The 20560-nt window shown below is 63.7% G+C and carries 18 protein-coding genes; 11 read left to right on the top strand and 7 right to left on the bottom strand.

Annotation, left to right across the window (positions count from 1 at the left end):
• Nucleotides 1-184: 184 nt before the first annotated feature.
• From prpE to ACVOLR_RS16545, 3 genes are all read left to right on the top strand, one after another.
• A complete protein-coding gene (gene prpE / locus ACVOLR_RS16555) occupies nt 185-2065 on the top strand; it encodes a propionate--CoA ligase (RefSeq protein WP_481537414.1) in 1881 nt (626 codons plus the stop codon).
• Between the two features lie 142 nt (nt 2066-2207).
• A complete protein-coding gene (locus tag ACVOLR_RS16550; RefSeq protein ID WP_481537413.1) occupies nt 2208-2687 on the top strand; it encodes a hypothetical protein in 480 nt (159 codons plus the stop codon).
• A 101-nt stretch (nt 2688-2788) separates the two neighbouring features.
• Nucleotides 2789-3850: a suppressor of fused domain protein gene (locus tag ACVOLR_RS16545; protein WP_481537412.1), complete on the top strand. Its 1062-nt coding sequence runs from the start codon at nt 2789-2791 to the stop codon at nt 3848-3850.
• A 36-nt stretch (nt 3851-3886) separates the two neighbouring features.
• Here ACVOLR_RS16545 and ACVOLR_RS16540 read toward each other — a convergent pair whose 3' ends face one another.
• Nucleotides 3887-5359 carry a sensor histidine kinase gene (locus ACVOLR_RS16540; RefSeq protein ID WP_481537411.1) on the bottom strand — a complete coding sequence of 491 codons (1473 nt, stop codon included), beginning with the start codon at nt 5357-5359 and terminating at the stop codon, nt 3887-3889.
• Nucleotides 5356-6072 (bottom strand): response regulator transcription factor, encoded by a 717-nt coding sequence (locus ACVOLR_RS16535; RefSeq protein WP_481537410.1) that lies wholly within the window; start codon nt 6070-6072, stop codon nt 5356-5358. Before ACVOLR_RS16535 ends, ACVOLR_RS16540 begins: the two co-directional genes overlap by 4 nt.
• A gap of 144 nt (nt 6073-6216) precedes the next feature.
• On the opposite strand from ACVOLR_RS16535, the gene msrB reads away from it, so the two are divergent.
• From msrB to msrA, 3 genes are read left to right on the top strand one after another with little or no spacing between them, the layout of a single operon-like run.
• Nucleotides 6217-6720 carry a peptide-methionine (R)-S-oxide reductase MsrB gene (msrB, locus tag ACVOLR_RS16530; protein WP_481537409.1) on the top strand — a complete coding sequence of 168 codons (504 nt, stop codon included), beginning with the start codon at nt 6217-6219 and terminating at the stop codon, nt 6718-6720.
• A 33-nt stretch (nt 6721-6753) separates the two neighbouring features.
• Entirely contained in the window at nt 6754-8505 is a 1752-nt protein-coding gene (locus ACVOLR_RS16525; RefSeq protein ID WP_481537408.1) for a cytochrome c biogenesis protein DipZ, read from the top strand.
• A gap of 16 nt (nt 8506-8521) precedes the next feature.
• Nucleotides 8522-9256 (top strand): peptide-methionine (S)-S-oxide reductase MsrA, encoded by a 735-nt coding sequence (gene msrA / locus ACVOLR_RS16520; protein ID WP_481537407.1) that lies wholly within the window; start codon nt 8522-8524, stop codon nt 9254-9256.
• Between the two features lie 79 nt (nt 9257-9335).
• On the opposite strand, the gene ACVOLR_RS16515 is transcribed toward msrA, so the two are convergent.
• The 3 genes from ACVOLR_RS16515 to ACVOLR_RS16505 form a co-directional block, all read right to left on the bottom strand.
• Entirely contained in the window at nt 9336-9953 is a 618-nt protein-coding gene (locus ACVOLR_RS16515) for a glutathione S-transferase N-terminal domain-containing protein (protein WP_481537406.1), read from the bottom strand.
• 103 nt (nt 9954-10056) lie between these two features.
• A complete protein-coding gene (locus tag ACVOLR_RS16510; protein WP_057629626.1) occupies nt 10057-10515 on the bottom strand; it encodes a cell wall hydrolase in 459 nt (152 codons plus the stop codon).
• 493 nt (nt 10516-11008) lie between these two features.
• Nucleotides 11009-13039 (bottom strand): 2,4-dienoyl-CoA reductase FMN-binding domain-containing protein, encoded by a 2031-nt coding sequence (locus ACVOLR_RS16505; RefSeq protein WP_481537405.1) that lies wholly within the window; start codon nt 13037-13039, stop codon nt 11009-11011.
• A gap of 161 nt (nt 13040-13200) precedes the next feature.
• Between ACVOLR_RS16505 and ACVOLR_RS16500 the strand changes: the two genes are divergently transcribed.
• Nucleotides 13201-15252 carry an LTA synthase family protein gene (locus tag ACVOLR_RS16500; RefSeq protein ID WP_481537404.1) on the top strand — a complete coding sequence of 684 codons (2052 nt, stop codon included), beginning with the start codon at nt 13201-13203 and terminating at the stop codon, nt 15250-15252.
• Between the two features lie 17 nt (nt 15253-15269).
• Here ACVOLR_RS16500 and yczE read toward each other — a convergent pair whose 3' ends face one another.
• A complete protein-coding gene (gene yczE, locus ACVOLR_RS16495) occupies nt 15270-15887 on the bottom strand; it encodes a membrane protein YczE (protein WP_481537403.1) in 618 nt (205 codons plus the stop codon).
• Nucleotides 15888-15979: 92 nt separating this feature from the next.
• Complete coding sequence (locus tag ACVOLR_RS16490; RefSeq protein ID WP_481537402.1) at nt 15980-17005, bottom strand: zinc-binding alcohol dehydrogenase family protein; 1026 nt, start codon at nt 17003-17005, stop codon at nt 15980-15982.
• A 382-nt stretch (nt 17006-17387) separates the two neighbouring features.
• On the opposite strand from ACVOLR_RS16490, the gene ACVOLR_RS16485 reads away from it, so the two are divergent.
• The 4 genes from ACVOLR_RS16485 (at nt 17388) to ACVOLR_RS16470 (ending at nt 20454) form a co-directional block, all read left to right on the top strand.
• Nucleotides 17388-18491 (top strand): OmpA family protein, encoded by a 1104-nt coding sequence (locus ACVOLR_RS16485; protein WP_481537401.1) that lies wholly within the window; start codon nt 17388-17390, stop codon nt 18489-18491.
• 201 nt (nt 18492-18692) lie between these two features.
• Nucleotides 18693-19190: a hypothetical protein gene (locus ACVOLR_RS16480; protein ID WP_481513509.1), complete on the top strand. Its 498-nt coding sequence runs from the start codon at nt 18693-18695 to the stop codon at nt 19188-19190.
• 26 nt (nt 19191-19216) lie between these two features.
• On the top strand, nt 19217-20077 hold the full coding sequence (locus ACVOLR_RS16475; RefSeq protein WP_481537400.1) for a pseudouridine synthase: 861 nt from the start codon (nt 19217-19219) through the stop codon (nt 20075-20077).
• A gap of 80 nt (nt 20078-20157) precedes the next feature.
• Nucleotides 20158-20454, top strand: a complete 297-nt coding sequence (locus ACVOLR_RS16470; protein ID WP_481537399.1) for a hypothetical protein — start codon at nt 20158-20160, stop codon at nt 20452-20454.
• Nucleotides 20455-20560 lie beyond the last annotated feature (106 nt).

Below are 20560 nucleotides of genomic sequence, written 5' to 3'. Positions count from 1 at the left end.
CTAGCCCCCTCCCGCCTGCGGGAGAGGGGTTGGGGTGAGGGCAAGCTTTTAGCTCGTAGCCCAAGGCCCATAGTCCCGAAATTTCGGCCGCCGAGCCTTTGGTCTTAAGACCATCGTCGCAAGGAGCGCAAGCCATCCTCCGGACTATGCTCGGCACACAGTCAGGCAGTAACCGGAGGGTGTCGTGCAGTACGAGCAGATCTACCGCCGTTCCATTGAAGAACCGGAAGCTTTCTGGGCCGAAGAAGCCAAGGCGATCCACTGGCATCGCCCGCCGCAACAGATCCTGGACTATTCCAATCCGCCGTTCCGGCGCTGGTTTGTGGGCGGTGAAACCAACCTCTGCTACAACGCGGTAGATCGGCATCTTGCAGAGCGTGGCGAGCAGTTGGCGCTGGTCGCCATCTCCACTGAAACCAATGTCACCCGCGAGCTCACTTACCGCGATCTCCATCGCGAAGTAAATGCCTTCGCCGCCGTGCTGCTCAAGCTCGATGTCGACCGCGGTGATCGTGTCGTGATCTACATGCCCAACATGGCCGAGGCGGTTTTCGCGATGTTGGCCTGCGCACGCATAGGTGCGGTGCATTCCGTCGTCTTCGGTGGTTTCGCCGCGCACAACCTGGCGCTGCGCATCGACGATGCAAAACCAAAACTGCTGATCGCGGCCGATGCAGGCTTGCGCGGTGGCAAGGTCATTCCTTACAAAGCGATGGTGGATGCCGCCTGTGCCGAAGCGAATACGCCTCCCCCAAAAGTGCTGATCGTCTCGCGCGGTCTGGATGCAGCCGAGCCACGCATCGCCGGCCGCGACGAAGACTATGCACAGCTGCGCGCGCAGGTTGGCGACGTGGATGTGCCGGTGCAATGGCTGGAGTCGAACGAGCCCAGCTATCTGCTGTATACCTCCGGCACCACCGGTAAACCCAAGGGTGTGCAGCGTGATGTTGGTGGCTATGCAGTGGCGATGGCGCAGTCGATGCGCACGGTGTTTGATTGCGCGCCGGGGCAGGTAATGTTCTCCACCTCCGATGTCGGCTGGGCGGTGGGCCATTCCTATAACGTCTATGGCCCGTTGATCGGTGGCTGCACCTCGCTGTTGTACGAAGGCCTGCCGATCAATCCCGATGCCGGCATCTGGTGGGCGCTGTGCGAGCAGTACGGCGTGCGTACGATGTTCTCCTCACCAACGGCGATCCGCGTGCTGAAAAAGCACGATGTGGATTTCATCGATCGGCATGACCTGTCCGAGCTGAGGTACCTGTTCCTGGCCGGCGAGCCGTTGGATGAGCCGACCGCGAAGTGGATCACCGGCGCGCTGCACAAGCCGGTCATCGATAATTACTGGCAGACCGAAACCGGTTGGCCGGCATTGACCTTGTTGCCTGGCCTGGAGATGAAACCGGTCAAGTTCGGCTCACCGGGCTTTCCAAATCTTGGCTACAAAATGAAGGTCATCGACGAGCAGAGTGGCGCTGAAGTGCCGCCTGGGCAGAAGGGCGTGCTGGTGATCCAGCCGCCGTTACCGCCGGGCTGCATGAGCACGATCTGGAACGATGACGAGCGTTTTCTCAAGAGCTACTTCGGTCACTTCAAGGAGCTGCTGTACAGCTCGCTGGACTGGGCCATCCGCGACGAAGACGGCTACACCTTCATCCTTGGCCGCACCGATGATGTGATCAACGTCGCCGGGCACCGGCTAGGTACGCGCGAGATCGAGGAGGCCATCTCCGCGCATCCGCGCGTTGCCGAGGCGGCGGTGATCGGTGTGCATGACGAACTGAAGGGGCAGGTGCCGCTGGTCTTCGTCACCTTGAAGCAAGCCAAGCCGAACGACGATGGCGAGCAGTTGGCTGCGGAAATGATGCAGCAGGTCACAGCTTCGCTGGGCGCGGTGGCGCGGCCGGCCCAGGTACATATCGTCACTGCGCTTCCCAAGACCCGTTCGGGTAAGCTGCTGAGGCGTTCATTGCAGGCATTGGCGGAACAGCGTGACCCGGGCGATCTGTCGACACTCGACGACCCGGGCGCACTGGAGGAAATCCGCCGCGCGCTGGGGAAATAGCGTGCAGTTGGGCTGAAAAGCCGCTGTGCGGCGGTGATCGCAAGGGGGCGGTACGCGGGTAGATGCAGCTGCATGTTCGGGAGCGGGGGCTCCTGAAGGATGCGCGCGTACCGTATTGCGATGCACAAAAGAGGGAGGGGGAATGGCATTCATCTATGCCAAGACGGCCGCTGGCCGTCTGGAGATCGAGAACCGTGGTTTGAAGCTGGCGCCCGCATTGCGTTCGGTGCTGTTGCTGGTCGACGGGCAGCGCGATGCGCGCGAACTGCAGCAGATGGCGCAGGGCCTGCGCGCGCCGGATGACGTGTTGCAGCAGCTGACTGCACTGGAATTGATCGACGCGGTCGCCGGCAGTGCCGACAAGGCGCCGGTATTGCCGGTGACCACCCAACTCGGTGACGACCCGCTGCGCTACCAACAGCTGCGCGACTGGATGGCCGAGTCGGTGCGCAAGCACCTGGGCCTGAAAGGCTACCTGATCCAGCTGAAGATTGATCGCAGCAAGACCGCGGTCAGCCTGGAGCAGTTGTGGCCGGAACTGGCCACGGCGCTGGGCAAGGCCAAGAGTCCGGCATTTGCCAGCCGTTGGTTGGAAGAAACGCGCGCACTGGTGGTTGGCTGACTGACCATTGGCCGCGGCTTGCGGTGCGCCTGTAGCGACGGACCGCCGCCGTGATGCATGGGCACTATCATGGTGGCAGGTTCATCATTGGAGTGCCCTGCATGGCACAGGAAAACAGCGGCGACATCAGCACTGCGGGCTGGGATGCGATCAACGCGGCGATGGCCGCGCTATACCCTGGGCAGGAGCCGCGGCATTTCGGCACGCTGCTGTCGCATACGCTGGGTGGCAACGATCCGCTGGACGGCATCAGCGTCTATTGGAGCAAGTCGCCCTGTCCGCATTGGCATTACGTCAGCTACGGATTTTCCGAGCTGTACGATAAGCAGAGCGATGATCCACAGGAAAGCGGCTTCGGTTTCGAGCTGACGTTCCGTCTTGCTGCGCAGGCCGGCGACAGCAAGCGCGGCGAGCCGCCGGCGTGGCCGATGAACCTGATGCAGAACCTTGCGCGCTACGTTTTCAGCAGCGGCAATGTATTCGAAGCCGGCCATCATCTGGATGCCAATGGCCCAATCGCGTTGGATACCGATACCAAGCTGCGGCACCTTGCCTTTGTCGATGATCCACAGCTGCCGTCGATCGAAACTGCCAACGGCCGTCTGAATTTCCTGCAGCTGGTGGGTGTGACCGACGACGAGATGGCGGCGATCAAACGCTGGTCCACGCTGGGCGCATTGGCCGTCATGGAGCAGGCAATGCCGCTATGGATCACCGAGTTGGAACGCGATTCCCTGCTGGCTGATCCCGCCATCGCCGCGCAGCTGGAAGCGGGTAGCCAGCGCGAAGGATCGAGCACCGGCATGTTGTTCGTGGAAACGTTGGAGTGGTCAGTCGAAGACACAACCACCACGTTGGTGCTGGGCGCGGGGCAGGTTGCCAGCGTGCTCGAGCTGTTGCCGCTGCGGCTGCATCACGACAAGCCGCTGGTGGTGCTTGGCAAGGACCGTCAATGGCGGTTTGAGCCTGGCCTGATCGACGACGTGCAAAGCGATGGCGACAGCGCGCGCTGTGTGCTGTCCGATGCCAGCCTGCAGGCGATGCTGGACAGCGTGCGTGCCGAACGCGGCCTGTATCCGCTGCCGGGTGGCAGGCTGCGGATCGAAGTAAGGCCGACCTTGCTTCGCGATGGACAGGGTGGCGTGATCCGCGAGATCGGTTGATCCCGCGGGCGCTGCGGAAGGCGTCGAACAGCTGCGTTATCGATGGCGCGCGGCGGGCAAGGAGAACTCGAAGGCTGCGCCTTCGTCACTATCCAGCAGACGGATCTGGCGATGGTGCAGCTGCAGGATGCGGTGCACGATCAACAAGCCCAGACCGCCACTGTCCGGGCGCTGGCTGCCCAGCGCCGGTAGCGTGCTGAACAGGTGATCACGGCGCGCTGCCGGAATGCCCGGACCGGTATCGGACACGCGGACCAGCACATCGCCATCGAGTGCGCGCAACGCTACCGTGATTCGACCGCCTGCCGGTGAATGCCGGATGGCGTTGTCGAGCAGGTTGGTCAGTACCCGCTCGATCAGGCCGAGGTCGGCTTCCACCGGCGGCAGGCCGGCGGGAATCACAGCTTCAAGCTGCTGCTGGCGTGACTGTGCGGCCAGTTCGAATTTCTGGAATACATCCTGGACCAGATCCGGCAGCGAGAAGGCCTGTAGCTCCAGTACCACGCCGCCGTGTTCCAAGCGCGCAAGCTCAAACAAGGCCTGCGCAAGCCGACCAACCTTGTGGCTCTGTGACAGGGCGATGGCCAGATAGCGCTGGCGCTCCTCGGCGCTGAGGTTGGCATCCTTGAGCGCGAGGGTTTCCAGATAGCCATGCAATGACGACAGCGGCGTACGCAGGTCATGCGACAGATTGGCGACCAGTTCGCGACGCTGCAGGTCCTGCTGCCGCAGCTGCTGCCATTGCTCGCCGACGCGCTGGCTGAGATGGGCAAAGCTGTGTTGCAGGATGCTCAGTTCATCGCGTTCACCGGCACGCAGCGGTGTGGGCGGCAAGGGCAGGCGCGGGTCAGCGCTGTCGACATCGAAGGACTGGATGCGACGCGTCAATTGACGAAGTGGCCGGGTCACCCAGCGGAACGCGATCACCCCGGCCAGCAAGCCGATAACCGCCACGATTGCCAGCGACCACAGCGTAGTGCGCAGGTTGGTATTGGCAGCGATGTCCGCGGCCAGTGCTTCGCGCTGCTCGCCGACCAGCACCACATAGATGTAGCCGACCTGTCGACCCTGCACCCACAGTGGCGCGGCATTGAATACCTTGCGGCCGCTGCTGCTGCGCGGGTCGTCGCCGAAGATCGGCAGCTTTCCGCCGTTGAGCAGTGCCTGCACTGGCGCCAGATCGACGCGATCACGTTTGAGGTGACCTTCGGGTGCGTCATGGCCGAGGATGCGGCCTTCGTCGTCAAGGAGATAGACCTCGACGCTGGGATTGACTGACATCAGCTTGCCGAACAGTGCGCGTACTTCGCCATCGCGGATGCCGCGTGCATCCATCAACTCGCCGCTGCGGGCGATGTGTTCGGCCAGGCCGCGTGACAGGCGCTGTACGGTTTCCTGCTCGTGCATGCGGTTGCTGCGCATCTGTATCCACGCCAGCGCGCCGCAGCAGATCAACAGCAGCGCACAGAACACCAACGTCAGGCGCTGCGAAAGCGTCAGCCGGTTCATGCCGTGCTCCCGTCGTCGGTCGCCAGTTTGTAGCCACGCCCCCATACCGTAAGAATGCGTTTCGGTGCTGCCGGGTCGTGCTCGATCTTGTTGCGCAGCCGATTGATGTGGGTATTGACGGTGTGCTCGTAGCCATCGTGTTGATGGCCCCAGACCTGGTTGAGCAGTTCCATCCGCGAGTACACCTGATCCGGATGGCGGGCGAAGAAGTACAGCAGGTCGAATTCGCGCGGGGTGAGTTCCAGTGGGCGCGCTTCAACCTGCGCGGTGCGCGCGACCGGATCGATGCGCAGGCCGGCTACCTCGATCACGCCAGCATCGATGCGCGCGTTCTGTGCCATCGCCTCGACCCGGCGCAGCAGGGCCTTCACCCGCGCTACCAGCTCCAGCATTGAGAACGGTTTGGCCAGGTAGTCGTCGGCGCCCAGTTCCAGACCGAGGATGCGATGCAGTTCGCTGGCGCGCGCGCTGGTGATGATGATCGGTGTGTAGCGGGTCATTGCACGGGCACGGCGGCAGATTTCCAGACCGTCCACGCCGGGCAGCATCAGGTCCAGCACCAGCGCGTCCCATTGCCCGCTTTCCAGCAAGCGCACGCCTTCATCGCCGCTGGCCGCATGGGTGACGTCATAGCCTTCGTCACGTAGATGCATGCGCAGCAGGTTGGCGATATGGACATCGTCTTCGACGATCAGGATGTGTTTGCTGCTCATCGACGCCTGCGGCCGCTATAGGGGTGGCTGGCATTGTGCTTGGACCGGCGCGCCGATGTGTCACGAAGAATTTAACTCTGCGTGAGGATTCGTTGACCTGCCCGGGCGCAGCATGGCCACATCGTCCCTGGCTGGAGAACGCCCATGTCGCTCACCCGTCGCAAGCTGCTTGGTATCGGCGGTATGGCAGCCGCCGCTGGTGTGCTGGGCCTGACCGCCTGCAATGGCCCGGCGCCGGCAGCGCCTGCCGGCAGCGCCGTGTTCGAAGTGATGCGCAGCGATGCTCAATGGCGCCAGTTGCTCAGCCCCGCGCAATACACGGTGCTGCGCCAGCAGGGCACCGAACGGGCCTTCACCAGCCCGCTCAACAATGAGCACCGGCGTGGCACCTTCAACTGTGCGGGCTGTGCGCTGCCGCTGTTCTCTTCGGCCACCAAGTTCGACAGCGGCACCGGCTGGCCGAGCTTCTGGGCGCCCCTGCACGGCGCGGTGGGAGAGGACCGCGATACCACCTTCGGCATGTCCCGGGTGGCGGTGCATTGCCGGCGCTGTGGTGGCCACCTGGGCCATGTATTCGAAGACGGCCCACGCCCGACCGGCCTGCGTTACTGCATGAACGGCGTGGCCCTGCAGTTCGTCGCGGCTTGAGCGCCGCTTCCCATATTCAAGAAGGATGCTTCCATGTTCCTGTTGGTACTGGCCTATCTCGGCGGCGTACTTACCCTGCTCAGCCCCTGCATCCTGCCGGTGCTGCCCTTCGTATTCGCGCGCGCTGACCGGCCATTCCTGCGTAGCGGGCTGCCGCTGTTGGTTGGCATGGCGCTGATGTTCGCGGTGGTCGCCAGTCTGGCCGCGGTGGGCAGTCAGTGGGTGGTGCAGGCCAACCAGATCGGGCGCTGGATTGCGTTGGTGGTGATGGCGCTGTTCGCCGTCGCGCTGCTATGGCCGGCGCTGGCGGATCGCCTGCTGGCGCCGCTGCAGCGCCTGGGCGTGCGTCTTGGCGCAGCCGCCGATGCGGGGCAGGGCGTGCTCAGCTCCTTGCTGATCGGCGTGGCCACCGGCCTGCTATGGGCGCCGTGCGCGGGCCCCATCCTTGGCCTGATCCTGACCGGCGCGGCACTGCAGGGGGCAAATGTCGGCACCACTGGCTTGCTGCTGGCTTATGCATTGGGCGCAGCGACGTCGCTGGCGCTGGCGGTGTGGATAGGCGGGCGCGTGTTCACCGCCTTGAAGCGGCGCTTGGGCGTGGGCGAATGGATCCGTCGTGGTTTGGGAATCGCTGCCTTGTTTGCGGTGCTGGCAATCGCGATGGGTTGGGATACCGGCCTGCTGACGCGGCTGTCGACGGTCAGCACGGCCAAGCTGGAGCAGAAGCTGCTGGATGCACTGCCTTCGCAACAGCCGGCAGCAGGTCCGTCAATGATGATGATGGCTGGTGACGGCAAGGGCGATGCCAGCCTGCCGGTGGAAGGCGAGCTGCCATCACTGGCCGGTGCTACCGGCTGGCTCAACAGCCCGCCGCTGGATGCGCAGCAACTGCGCGGCAAGGTGGTGCTGGTCGATTTCTGGACTTACTCCTGCATCAACTGCCTGCGAGCCATGCCCTATGTTCGCGACTGGGCAGAGCGCTACAAGGATCACGGGCTGGTGGTGATCGGCGTGCATGCGCCGGAGTTCGCCTTTGAGCGCGACCTCCGTAATGTGCAGCGCGCGGTTGCTGATCTGAAGGTCACTTACCCGGTCGCGATCGACAATGATTTCGCGATCTGGCGCGGATTCAACAACAAGTACTGGCCAGCGCATTACTTCATCGATGCGCAGGGACGCATCCGCGCCCATCACTTTGGTGAAGGCAACTACCAAGAATCCGAGCAGATCATCCGTCAGTTGCTGCGCGAGGCTGGCAACAGCTTGCCGGGTGACGCGGCGCCGGCAATGCGCATGGCCGCCAGCGGCGTCGAGCGCCAAGCCGACATGAGCAGTTTGAAGTCGCCGGAAACCTATATCGGCCATGGCCGCGCCGAGCACTTCGCCTCGCCCGGCGGCATGCAGGCTGGGCAGGTCAGCGATTACGCCGTGCCGATGCAGCTGCAGCTCAATCAATGGGCACTGGGCGGGCGTTGGATCGTCGGTGAGGAAGACGCGCAGCTGGAACAGGCGGGCGGGCGGATCGCATTCCGCTTCCATGCGCGTGACCTGCATCTGGTGCTGGCGCCGCAGGACCCGGCGCGGCCGGTGCGTTTCCGCGTGCGCATCGATGGCCAGCCACCAAAGGCAGCGGCCGGTAGCGACGTATCTGCGCAGGGCGAGGGCAGGGTGGATCAGAACCGGCTGTATCAATTGATCCGCCAGGACGGCGAGGTGCGCGAACGCACCTTCGAGATCGAGTTCCTCGATCCGGGTGTGCGCGCATATGCCTTCACTTTTGGCTGATTGGAGGAAACACGTGATGAAGATCGCCACGGACAAGCTCGTCGCAGGCAGCATTGCGGCGGCGGTTGCTGGGCTGTTGCTGGCCGCAGTGTTCAGTCTGGATCGCACGGCGCAGGCAGCGCCGGTGTCGATCACGTTGCCGGCGCCTACTGGCGCTGCTGATCTGCACCAGACCGGTGTCAAACAGGCGCGGGTGGTGTTTGCCGGTGGTTGCTTCTGGGGCGTGCAGGGCGTGTTCCAGCACATCAACGGCGTGGACAACGCGGTATCCGGTTACATCGGCGGCAGCGCTGCTGATGCCACGTATACAAAGGTGAGCAGTGGCGGCAGCGGCCACGCCGAAGCCGTGCAGGTCAGCTACGACCCCTCACAGGTCAGTTACGGGCAGTTGATGCAGGTGTTCTTCTCGGTGGTGCACGATCCGACCCAGCTCAACCGGCAGGGACCGGACCATGGCAGCCAGTACCGTTCCGCCATCTACGCCGATGACGCCGCCCAGCGTGATGCCGCCCGCGCCTATGTCGCGCAGCTGCAGCGCAGCAAGGCGTTCCCCGCGCCACTGGTCACCCAGGTCGATGGTGGCAAGGTGTTTCATGCGGCCGAGGGCTATCACCAGAACTATCTGACCCTGCATCCGGAGGCGGCTTACATCCGCATCAACGATTTGCCCAAGGTCGCTGCGTTGAAACAGCAGTATCCAACGCTGTATCGCGAGCGGCCACGCCTTGTGATGAGCTTGTCGGCGCGATAAGCGCCACGAGCGCAGTAAATGAAACGGGCCGCCAGTCAGGTGACAGGCGGCCCGTTGCGTTCAAGCGTAAAGCGGCAGATCAGCTCAGGCCTTCAGCCTTGAGCGCAGCCTGCACCGCCGGATCGGCCAGCATGCGCTGCTCGAAGCGATCCAGTGCGTCCATGCCAGCCAGGTCGAGCTTCAGGCCACGTGCCCAGCGCAGGGTCACATAGGTGTAGGCATCGGCGATCGACGCGCGCGGGGTGCCGCCGAGCCAGTCGACCTCGGCCAGGCGGTCATTGATGCGCTGGTACAGGGCAGTGAGCTTCTGGCGCGAGTTTTCCTGGGTGCGGGCGATGACCGCCTCGTCTTCCAGGTACTTGGTCGAACCGAAGATCGGGTAGTAGGTCGGGTGCAGGTCGGCGTTGACGAAGGACAACCAACGGTTGACCTCGGCACGGGTACGCGGGTCACTGCCGCCTTCCAGACCGGCAGCCGGGGCCTTGTCACAGATGTAATGCAGGATGGCCGCGTTCTGGGTAAGGATCCAGCCGCCGTCTTCCAGCATCGGCACGGCACCGGCCGGGTTCATCTTCAGGTACTCGGGCGACTTCATCGTGGCGTAGTCCACGATCTGCAGCTCGAACGGCAGGCCCGACCAGAGCAGTGCGATATGGTCGGCCAGCGAACAGGCGCCGGGCTTGGTATAGAGCTTCATCAGGGCTACCTCGGGAGTGGAAAGACCCGGGCATTATCGCCACAAGCGCGTAACGCAGTGTGTCCATGATTGGCACAGACAGTGCGTTACGCGTTCAGCTGGCTCAGGAAGCGCGCGGCTTCAGCGACTGCACCTTGTAGAAGGTATGCCCGCCGATAGTGGCTACCTGGTAGGCATTGCGCCAGCTCGGGCTGGCGATGGCGTGGGCGGCGAAGTGGCTGGCGCCCGGCACGATCTCCTTGCGCTGGCCATTGGGCAGGGCCCAGTTGCGCTCGGCGGCAAAGGCCACGTCCACGGCTTCAGCCCAGGCATCGTTGTTGCGCAGCTGGGTGCCGGGGGCGACCAAGGTCGGGGCGAACTGCTTGCGCGCGGTCACCACCTGGCACATCGAGTCACCCCACAGGCCGCTGTCCAACCGCCGCAGGGCGACTTCGGCCACGGCCTGCTGGCCGCGAAGGGTCTGGTCGCGGGCTTCCAGGTAAACGGTAGTGCTCAAGCACAACGAATCGGCTGCTGGTTGCGGCAACATCTGCGACAACCAAAGAATCCAAGCCAGTTTCATAAATCTCCTTGCTCCGTATGGGCCGCAGCCTGCCTGTTCCCAACTGGGAACCTGACAGCGACGACTTGGCGTTATGGGGAGGCGGCCTGGCATCGGGGCCGCCCCGTGGGCAGCCCTCAATCAGATTGGGGAGGGCTGCGCCTGCTCACCAGAACTGGTGGGTGAGCGGAAGTTGGCGCAAGTTAGGGGGGCAATCCCAAACTCATCCTGAACGGCGAATGTTGACATTCAGGTTTGTTGGCAAGGTCAAATCTGGCTCGAGGTTGCGCATTCAGCTTTGCTTCGGTGGTCTGGAGCCGCCAGTGCAAGCGATGTTGGTGCGCCGGGGAAAAGGGATACGCATCGCGCTTTTTTCTAAATTCCGGCCTTTTTCTGATGTTTCCCGGTCCTGTGCGCTTGCCAGCATGCTGGCAAGCAGTTCGGGGAGGCGAGCAGCCCCGGGCGTATCGGCAGTGCCCGGGCGGGAGCAAAAATGAATCGCTTTGCTGCTGAATCAGAGTGCCGCGGCCAGACGACTGCCCTGGTCGATTGCCCGCTTGGCATCCAGTTCGGCAGCGACATCTGCGCCACCAATGATGTGAACGCTGCGGCCGGCGGCCTGCAGCGTGTCAGCCAGCTCACGGCGCGGCTCCTGACCGGCGCAGATCACCACGGTGCCGACGTCCAGCAACTGCTCCTGTCCATCGACGCGGATGCGCAGGCCGCTGTCGTCCACGCCTAGGTATTCGACGCCGCCGAGCATCTTCACACCCTTGGCCTTGAGTGTGGCGCGGTGGATCCAGCCGGTGGTCTTGCCGAGCTTGGCGCCGGGCTTGCCGGGGCTGCGCTGCAGCAGCCAGGCCTTGCGAGCCGGTGCTTCCGGCTGCGGCTTGGCCAGCGCGCCACGGCTTTCAAAGCTGGCGTCCACGCCCCATTCGGCCATCCAGCGGGCCGGGTCCAGGGCCGGTGACGGGCCTTCATGGACCAGGAACTCGCCGACGTCGAAACCGATGCCGCCGGCGCCGATGATGGCCACCTTGTCGGCGGCTTTGACCCGGCCCAACAGCACATCCAGATAGCTGACCACCATTGGGTGGTCGGCGCCTGGGAAATCGACCTTGCGCGGGCTGATGCCGGTGGCGATCACTACTTCGTCGAAGCCGTTGAGTGCGTCGGCATCGGCGCGGGTATTCAGACGTACGTCGACACCGGTTTCGGCCAGCTGATGGCGGAAGTAGCGCAGGGTCTCGTGGAACTCCTCCTTGCCGGGGATGCGCTTGGCCACATTGAACTGGCCACCGATCTCCTCGGCCGCATCAAACAGGGTCACCTTGTGGCCGCGGCCGGCGGCGACGCTGGCGCAGGCCAGCCCGGCCGGACCGGCGCCGACCACCGCAACGCGCTTGGGCGCGCTGGTCGGCAGGTAGACCAGCTCGGTTTCATGCGCAGCGCGCGGGTTGACCAGGCAGCTGGCGCGCTTCTGCTGGAACACATGATCCAGGCAGGCCTGGTTGCAGGCGATGCAGGTATTGATCGCTTCGGGCTTGCCGGCCTTGGCCTTGGCCGGCCACTCGGGGTCGGCCAGCAGTGGCCGTGCCAGCGACACCATGTCGGCACCGCCGCCTGCGAGGATGCCTTCGGCCACCTCCGGCATGTTGATGCGGTTGGTGGCGATCAAAGGAATGCCGACATGCGGTTTGAGCTTGGCGGTGACTCCGGCAAACGCCGCACGCGGCACCGAGGTGGCGATGGTCGGAATGCGGGCTTCGTGCCAGCCGATGCCGGAGTTGAGCAGGGTCGCGCCGGCCGCTTCGATGGCCTTGGCCTGCTGCACGATCTCCTGCCAGTTGCTGCCATCCTCGACCAGGTCCACCAAGGACAGCCGGTAAATGATGATGAAGTCCGGCCCACAGGCCTCGCGGATGCGGCGTACGATCTCCACCGCAAAGCGCATGCGCTTGGCTGGGTCGCCGCCCCAGGCATCGCTGCGGGTATTGGTGCGCGGGGCGATGAACTCGTTGATCAGATAGCCTTCCGAGCCCATCACCTCGACGCCGTCGTAACCGGCATCACGTGCGTACTTGGCGGCACGGGCGTAGTCGGCGATATGCCGCTCGACGCCGCCAGCCGACAGCGCGCGCGGGGTGAACGGGTTGATCGGCGCCTTGCGCTTGGACGGGGCCACCTGCAGCGGGTGGTAGCCGTAGCGACCGGCGTGCAGCAGCTGAAGGCAGATCTTGGCGCCATGGCCGTGGACAGCAGCAGTCACCTGACGATGGCGGCTGACTTCCCACGGCCAGGACAGCTTGCTGCCGAACGGCGCCAGCCAGCCAACCACGTTGGGCGCGAAGCCTCCGGTGACCAGCAACGCTGCGCCACCGGCCGCGCGCTCACCGAAGTAGGCAGCCAGCTTGGGGAAGTCGCGGGCATGGTCTTCCAGCCCGGTATGCATCGAGCCCATCAGCACGCGATTGCGTAGCTGGGTGAAGCCCAGATCCAGCGGGGCGAACAGGTGCGGATAGGCGGTGTCGTTGGCTGGCGTCATGCTGGATACGCTTGCGTATGGAATGGCCCATTCTGACTGGCAATGGGGCTGGTCTCAATCCTTGATTCTGCTGGGGAGGGCTGGATCAACCCAAAAATAGTTACAGCCTCTTTACAATGCGCCGCCCCGCCCAGCAACGGACTGACTGTCGTGGAAGATCCATGCCTGTAACGCCTTCAAATGTTGTTCCTGCAGAACGCGTCACCCGCCTGGCTCCCCAGCTCTGGATGCTGGTTGTGGGCATGGCGGTGCTTGGTGGCCTGGCCCGACTGTTCATGTGGTGGGATTACGCCGGTAGCGAGCGCAGCCTTGCGCTGCTATGGCCGGCGATGTTGCAGGGGATGCGCTATGACCTGGTGGCCGGTGCGGTATCCGCTGGCCTTGTCGGCTTGCTGACTCTTCCGGTGTGGCTGGCGGGACGGCGTGAAACGGCGGTGCGGCTGGCGCGGCATCTGTTGCTGGCATTGTTGCTGGCGTTCGCGTTGCTGTCGCTGTGTGAGCACTTCTATTACGCGTTCTATAAGGCGCGCTTTGATCCCATCGTATTCGGTATGTTCGAGGACGACACCGGGGCAATCCTTGAGACCGTCTGGGATGACTATCCGGTAGTCCGGGGCGTTATGGGCCTGTTGCTGGCAGGGTGCGCGTTGTACTGGAGCATTCCACGCGCCGGTGACTGGCTGGCCCAGCGCTTGCCGCAGGGTTCGGCCACGTGGTCACGCGCGCTGTTGCTGGTGCTGCAATGCGTGCTGTTGGTACTGCTGGCGCGCGGCAGCGTTGGCAGCTTCCCGCTGATAAGGCGTGATGTGACCGTATCGGCCGATCCTTTCGTCAACGCCATTGTGCTGAACGCGCCGCTGGCGCTTTACCGCGCAGCGCGTACGCGTGCCAAGGAGACTGATATCAGCGACGACCCGCTGGTAGGTGTGCAAGCCTTGGGGTTTGCCGATATCGTCGGGGCCGCCAAGCTCGCAGGGCTGCCTTCGGCGGATCCCCAGGTGCTACAGGCGGCGCTGTTCCCGGTCGCCCCCGGCCAGCCACGCAGCTTGGCGCAGTCACCACATGTGGTGCTGGGCCTGTTGGAGTCCTTCGGCCAGGACCTGCTCTATACCGATGGTCCGCGCAACGACATGCTCGGTCGCCTGCGCGCTGAATTGCCTACCGGGCATCGCTTCGACAATTTCATCGCCTCCCAGAACGGCACCCATCCGACGCTGGAGAACCTGATCCTTGGGACGCCGATCACGCCGCTGACCTTGGGCCGGAATGCGCGGCTGGGGTTTGATACGTCTGCTGCGCTGCCATTCCAGCGTGCGGGCTATCGCACCGTGTTCATTTATGGCGGCGGCAGCGATTGGCGCGAGATTGGCACCGCACTTCCGAATCAAGGGTTTGATCGGGTGTATGACGCGCGCGATATCAAACAGCGTTTCGCCAAGGCCACCGGGACCGAATGGGGTTTGTATGACAGCTGGTTGTTTCGCTTCGCGCAGACCTTGTTGAGCGAGGCTGATGCCCGTGGTGAGCGCCTGTTCATGGTGTTGCTGACCACCAGCAACCACCCGCCGCATGCCTTGGATACGCCACGTCGGCAGTACCCATTGGATCCGGCAGCCTTGGGTCCTCGCGCGCTGAATGATACGGGCGAGCTGCGGCGGATGCTCGCTACCTATCAATACCAGGCCGATGAGCTGGGCGGCTTTCTGCAGCAACTGCGCGAGCAGCCGCTTGGTGAGCGAACCCTTGTAGCGATGGCCGGCGACCACAATCTGCGCTCGCACTACAGCTACGACCTGCCAACCGAGCAGGTGGACGTGGACCGCGTGTTCGCCTGGCTGCGGGTTCCGCCGGCATTCGCGCCGGCCGATAGCATGCCCGATACCAGTGCTTTTGCCGGTCACGGTGATCTGCTTCCGACCCTGGTGGAGCTGGCGTTGCCGGGGCAGCGCTATTTCGCGACTGGCCGCAATCTCTGGCAGCCCGCGCCCAATGGCGGGGAGGCGCTGGCGCAGTTCAACCGCATGTATACCCCGGCAGGGTTGTTGTTCCCCTTGGAAGAACCGCGCCTGCATCGCTGGATTGATTCCCGCCATGTGCAGGTACAAGGCGAGGCACCGGATGCGGTCAGCGCGGCGCGGGCAAGGCAGGCCGCGGCGTGGGTGGCATTGCGCGACTGGCATATCCGTCAGCAGGTAGTGCGCAGTCGTCGCTGACTGCGCAGTCGCCATGGTCAGGCGGCGGGTGAGGCTGCAGCGGGTCGCGGCTGTCGGTCAAACAAGGGCAGGGTGATGCCACAGAGCGGACCGATCAGCAGGGCGAACGCCAAGGTGCCCCAGCCGACATTGCCGCCCAGCCACCAGCCTACTGCCAATGCGCAGGCTTCAATCAAGGTGCGCACCTTCCATATCGCCCATCCGGTACGGGCATGCAGGCCGGTCATCAGGCCATCGCGTGGACCGGGCCCAAAGCGCGCGCCGATGTAGAGCCCGGTGGCCACTGCCAGCAATACCAGGCCTGCGGCGAACAACAGCAGTTGCCAGAGCAGGCCCTGCGCCGCGGGCAGCAGATTCAGGCCCAGCTGCGCGCTGGGGCCGATCAACAACACGTTGAGTACGGTGCCAAGTCCCGGCTTCTGCCGCAGTGGCAGCCACATCAGTAGTACGCAGACGCCGACGAGGTTGGTGATCAGGCCGAAGCCCCAGCCGCTGCGCAGCGCGATGCCCTGGCTCAATACGTCCCAGGGCGCGATGCCGATACCGGCACGGATCATCAAGGAAGAGGCGATGCCAAACAGAAACAGGCCCAGCAGTAGTTGCAGCAGGCGCGAGACAAATATCAGGGAAGGCATGGTTCGGAGATCAAGGTACTGCCTGCAGCGCAGACATATAGATAGAGGCGTTGCGCCACATCAGGGTGGCGCAACGTGCCGTGGCGTGTGGCTCAGTCCCAGCCTTCCAGCGCCAGCTTGCCGATGGTGCTGCCAGCTTCCAGCTGACGGTGGGCCTGACGCAGGTTTGCTGCGTTGATCGTGCCCAGGCGCTCACTGAGGGTGGTGCGCAGTTCGCCTGCGTCGATCAGGCTGGCGGCGCGGGTCAGGATGCGGTGCTGCTCGATCATGTCGGCGGTGCGGAAGCGGGCGCGGGCAAACATGAACTCCCAGTGGATACCGATGCACTTTGCTTTATAGGGATCGCCGATGCGCAGTTCGCCGGCAGGCTCGACGATCAGTCCGACATGGCCTTGCGGCGCCAGCAACTCACCCAGCTGCTGCCAGTACAGGTCGGTATTGGCCAGATTGAGTGCCGCATCCACACTGCGGATACCCAGCGCCTGCAGTTGCGCTGCCAATGGCTGACGATGATCGATGACGTGCGTCGCCCCCATCTGCTGGCACCATTGCACGCTTTGCGGGCGGGAGGCGGTGGCTACCACGGTGAAACCAGCATGGCGGCCAAGCTGAATCGCCATCGAGCCGACACCACCGGCACCGCCAATCACCAACAGGGTCTTGTCGGTATTGCGGCGCCCATCCAGTTGATACGGCATGCGTTGGAACAGCAGCTCCCATGCAGTAAGTGTGGTCAGCGGCAATGCCGCCGCCTCAGCGAAGTCCAGTGTGGTCGGCTTGCGGCCAACCAGGCGCTCGTCCACCAGCTGCAGCTGCGCGTTGCAACCTGGGCGGGTGACATCACCGGCGTAGTAAACCTCATCACCGATCTCAAACGCGGTGACTTCCGGGCCTACCGCGACCACGGTGCCGGCGGCATCAAAGCCCAGTACCCGTGGTGGATTTTCCTCGCCCGGCTTGGGGCCGCGCAGTTTGGTGTCCACCGGATTAACAGAAACAGCGTGAACCTGAACAAGTAAGTCCTGGCCTTGCGGGGCAGCCGGAACGGGCAGGGTCAGGTCCAGTAATGCGTCCGGTTCATCAATGGGGAGATAGTGGGTCAGGCCGATTGCTTTCATGCGGAAAAGTTCCGTAGCGGGGGAGCAAAATCATCATACCGAGCAAACGATTCAGCTGGCGGTAACCGGCGGCGCAAGCCCTGTTAATAAAGGGTTTGTCACAAGAAATCAGCTGCGCCGCAGCAATTTCCCCGGAAGCCTTGCGATAGCACGCTCTTGCGTCCTTTGATCAAGCTGTATACGTTGCGCCAAGCCGGACACGTAGAGGTCTGGTGGTCGCTCCATTTGTTACGAGCCTGTTAACATCGCCTTCACGGCCAAGCGCATAATGTGCACCGCGATGGCGTGAGGAAACGGCCGTCTCTGAACGCGACGAAGAATATCGCTGTGCTGGACCATGCCTCTACCGGTTTCATACCCCCGAAACAAGGAGCTGTATTTCATGAACAAGAAGATCCTTACCGCCGCGCTGCTCGGTGGTCTGGCTTTCGCCCAGGCCGCTTCGGCTCAGGAATTTGACGACCGCTGGTACCTGACCGGTTCGGCCGGCTTCAACTTCCAGGACGGCGACCGCGGCACCAATGACGCCCCGTTCGCCACGCTGGGTCTGGGCAAGTTCATCAGCCCGAACTGGTCGCTGGACGGTGAGCTGAACTATCAGAACCCGAACTTCGACAACAACCAGGACCAGAACTGGTCGCAGTACGGCGTTTCGCTGGACCTGCGTCGCCACTTCATCCAGGAAGGCCGTGGCTGGAACCCGTACCTGCTCGCAGGCCTGGGCTACCAGAAGGCTGAAGAAGAGTATCAGGCCGGCGGCCTGCTGAAGGATCGCAAGGACGGCAACCTGGCCGCCAAGGTCGGCGTTGGTCTGCAGACCACCTTCGAAAAGCGCGTCGCTGTGCGTGCTGAACTGGCTTACCGCGCTGACTTCGACGACCAGAGCATTGCTCCGAACCAGGCTGGCAACAAGAACCAGGATTGGTTCGGCGACGTGCTGGCTTCGGTTGGCGTCGTGATCCCGCTGGGCCCGGCTCCGGCCGCCGCTGTTGCTCCGGCACCGGTTCCGGTTGCTCCGAGCTGTGCAGACCTGGATGACGACGGTGACGGCGTCAACAACTGCGACGACAAGTGCCCGAACTCGCAGCCTGGCCAGACCATCGGTCCGGACGGTTGCCCGGTGCCGGTCTCGATCGATCTGAAGGGCGTCAACTTCGATTTCGATAAGGCCACCCTGCGTTCGGACGCTGTTGCGATCCTGAGCGAAGCCACCGAGATCCTGAAGCGTTACCCGGATCTGCGCGTTGAAGTTGCCGGTCACACCGATTCCAAGGGTACCGACGCTTACAACCAGAAGCTGTCCGAGCGTCGCGCCAAGGCTGTGTACGACTACCTGACCACCAATGGTGTGTCGGCTGCTCGTCTGCAGGGCCCGATCGGCTACGGCGAGAGCCGTCCGATTGCTCCGAACACCAATGCTGATGGTTCGGACAACCCGGAAGGTCGCGCAAAGAACCGTCGTACCGAGCTGAACGTCCAGAACTAATCGGACGCTTCGCTTCAAGTACTACAGTTTGAGAACAAGGCCCGGCATCTGCCGGGCCTTGTTTGTTTTTGCGTCGGCGACTTTTTCGGCGCGCAATTTGTGTGACGCCGGCGAGTAATCGCAGTTTGTGCGCATTTAACGGTTGAAAGCGCTGCGGGCGCTGCCTACACTCGCCGCGTTAACTTGCCGAATGGAAATTCAATGCTGCGTATCGCTCTGGCTGGTCTTGTCGCCCTGGCATTTGTGCCTGCCGCCCATGCAGCCGTGGATTGTTCGGCCAGTTCAGTGACGCCGGCGCCGCTGGCGACCTCGCTGATCGCACCGGTGGCCTCGGAGCTGTATGTGCGCCCGGGCCAGCTGGGCATGCCGTCGGGCGTGTTGAGCTCGGCTGGTGGTGATGAGCAGTCGCTGGATCGCGTGCTGATGCGCCTGCGCGTTGAGAGCTGCAACAACGTGGCCAACGCCATTCCGGCGCGCCCGGCGATCAACGCCAACGATCCGGCCGCGTACAAGCCGCAGACCGAGTTCGACAACACGCCGTGGCGTTTTGACATGAGCCAGAACGGCAAGCGCATGACCGCCGAAGAATTCGATGCCTGGATGAAGGCGCGTGGTGTGCGCGTGGTCAAGGCACGCCCGGTTGCGACCGATCCGGCTGCAGCGCCGGCTGCCGCGCAGCCTGCCGCCGAGGTCAAGTAAGGCGGCAACAGCCGCTCGCAGCCCCGATGTCGTCGTCCAAGCCTCCGTATTCTCCGCACGCCCGCCGCGCAACGCCCGGCGGGCGTTTGCTTTCGCCTGCGCCCCGCAATGCTGCGCGCACCAACAAGCCTGCCCCCGCCGGGGTCCGGCATGGTCTGGCGCGGGTGCTGTCCAAGGCCGGTGTGTGCTCGCGTACCGAAGCTGCTCGCCGGGTGCTTGATGGCCGGGTCAGTGTGGATGGCAAGGTGGTGCGTGACCCGGAGTTTCCAGTGGTTGCCGGCCGCCAGCAGGTGTTGCTGGACGGTTTGCCGCTGGCAGCGCCGCGGCGCCTCTACCTGGCCTTGAACAAGCCGCGTGGTCTGGTCACCACGGTGCAGGACGAGCAGGGCCGCGACACCGTCTACCAGTGTTTTGAAGGTGCTGGCCTGCCGTGGATGGCGCCGGTCGGGCGCTTGGACAAGGCCAGCGAAGGCCTGTTGTTCTTCAGCAATGATCCGGAGTGGGCGGCGGGTCTGACCGAGCCAAGCACCGGCCCATTGAAAACCTACCGGGTACAGGTAGATGCTGTGCCCGACACGGCGCTGTTGGAGCGTATGCACGCAGGCATCGACGACGAGGGCGAACGCTTGGCGGCGCATTCGGTGCAGCTGCTGCGGCATGGCGAACGTACTGCGTGGTTGGAGGTGGTGCTGGACGAAGGCCGCAATCGCCACATCCGACGCCTGCTCAAGGCCTTGGGGCTGGATGTGCTGCGTTTGATGCGGGTGGCGATTGGGCCGGTGCAGTTGGGCGAGCTGGGCAAGGGTCAATGGCGGGAGTTGAGCCAGACGGAGCTGAATGCGCTGCAGGCTGCCAGCAAAACCGCGCATGTCAGCGCGAGTGACTAATTTCAATAAATTCAGGCAAATAGCTGTACTAGCTAAGATGGTGGATTAGACTGAGGCTCTAATTACTTGAGGTTATTGCCATGCAAGCTCTTTCCCGTGTCTCTGGCATTGTTCTCATGGCGGCTTCGGTAGCGGTGCTGGCCGGTTGTGCTTCCTCGGCAAAGAAGACCGCGAAGAACGACGACAAGCCGATCGAAGTGCGGGTGGAAGCACCGCTGGCCGAGAAGGATTCGCTGGGCAATTACCGTTTCATGATGCAGCAGGGCGAGCAGAAGATGAGCGCCGATCAGTTCGATGCCTGGATGAAGGCCAATGGCATCCGTGTCGCCAAGGGCGCAGCCGTACCGGCGCCTGCAGCGCCTGCCAAGAAGAACTAAGAACAGCACCTGTAGTGGGGGGGGGGGGGGGGGGGGGGGGGGGGGGGGGGGGGGGGGGGGGGGCGGGGGCGCGGGGCGCCCCGCCGGGCCCAACAAACAACCAGAC

This window comes from Stenotrophomonas sp. STEN030 (genome assembly GCF_056759995.1).
The sequence above is the reverse complement of the archived record's forward strand: the minus strand, read 5'-3'. Positions and strand labels throughout refer to the sequence as shown.

Coding starts and splice junctions, on each gene's coding strand:
- ACVOLR_RS16510 (WP_057629626.1), bottom strand. CDS start 10,515: ATGAAACTGGCTTGGATTCTTTGGTTGTCGCAGATGTTGCCGCAACCA.
- msrA (WP_481537407.1), top strand. CDS start 8,522: ATGAAGATCGCCACGGACAAGCTCGTCGCAGGCAGCATTGCGGCGGCG.
- ACVOLR_RS16490 (WP_481537402.1), bottom strand. CDS start 17,005: ATGAAAGCAATCGGCCTGACCCACTATCTCCCCATTGATGAACCGGAC.
- ACVOLR_RS16535 (WP_481537410.1), bottom strand. CDS start 6,072: ATGAGCAGCAAACACATCCTGATCGTCGAAGACGATGTCCATATCGCC.
- ACVOLR_RS16525 (WP_481537408.1), top strand. CDS start 6,754: ATGTTCCTGTTGGTACTGGCCTATCTCGGCGGCGTACTTACCCTGCTC.
- ACVOLR_RS16545 (WP_481537412.1), top strand. CDS start 2,789: ATGGCACAGGAAAACAGCGGCGACATCAGCACTGCGGGCTGGGATGCG.
- ACVOLR_RS16505 (WP_481537405.1), bottom strand. CDS start 13,039: ATGACGCCAGCCAACGACACCGCCTATCCGCACCTGTTCGCCCCGCTG.
- ACVOLR_RS16475 (WP_481537400.1), top strand. CDS start 19,217: ATGTCGTCGTCCAAGCCTCCGTATTCTCCGCACGCCCGCCGCGCAACG.
- ACVOLR_RS16470 (WP_481537399.1), top strand. CDS start 20,158: ATGCAAGCTCTTTCCCGTGTCTCTGGCATTGTTCTCATGGCGGCTTCG.
- ACVOLR_RS16480 (WP_481513509.1), top strand. CDS start 18,693: ATGCTGCGTATCGCTCTGGCTGGTCTTGTCGCCCTGGCATTTGTGCCT.
- ACVOLR_RS16515 (WP_481537406.1), bottom strand. CDS start 9,953: ATGAAGCTCTATACCAAGCCCGGCGCCTGTTCGCTGGCCGACCATATC.
- ACVOLR_RS16500 (WP_481537404.1), top strand. CDS start 13,201: ATGCCTGTAACGCCTTCAAATGTTGTTCCTGCAGAACGCGTCACCCGC.
- ACVOLR_RS16550 (WP_481537413.1), top strand. CDS start 2,208: ATGGCATTCATCTATGCCAAGACGGCCGCTGGCCGTCTGGAGATCGAG.
- yczE (WP_481537403.1), bottom strand. CDS start 15,887: ATGCCTTCCCTGATATTTGTCTCGCGCCTGCTGCAACTACTGCTGGGC.
- msrB (WP_481537409.1), top strand. CDS start 6,217: ATGTCGCTCACCCGTCGCAAGCTGCTTGGTATCGGCGGTATGGCAGCC.
- ACVOLR_RS16540 (WP_481537411.1), bottom strand. CDS start 5,359: ATGAACCGGCTGACGCTTTCGCAGCGCCTGACGTTGGTGTTCTGTGCG.
- ACVOLR_RS16485 (WP_481537401.1), top strand. CDS start 17,388: ATGAACAAGAAGATCCTTACCGCCGCGCTGCTCGGTGGTCTGGCTTTC.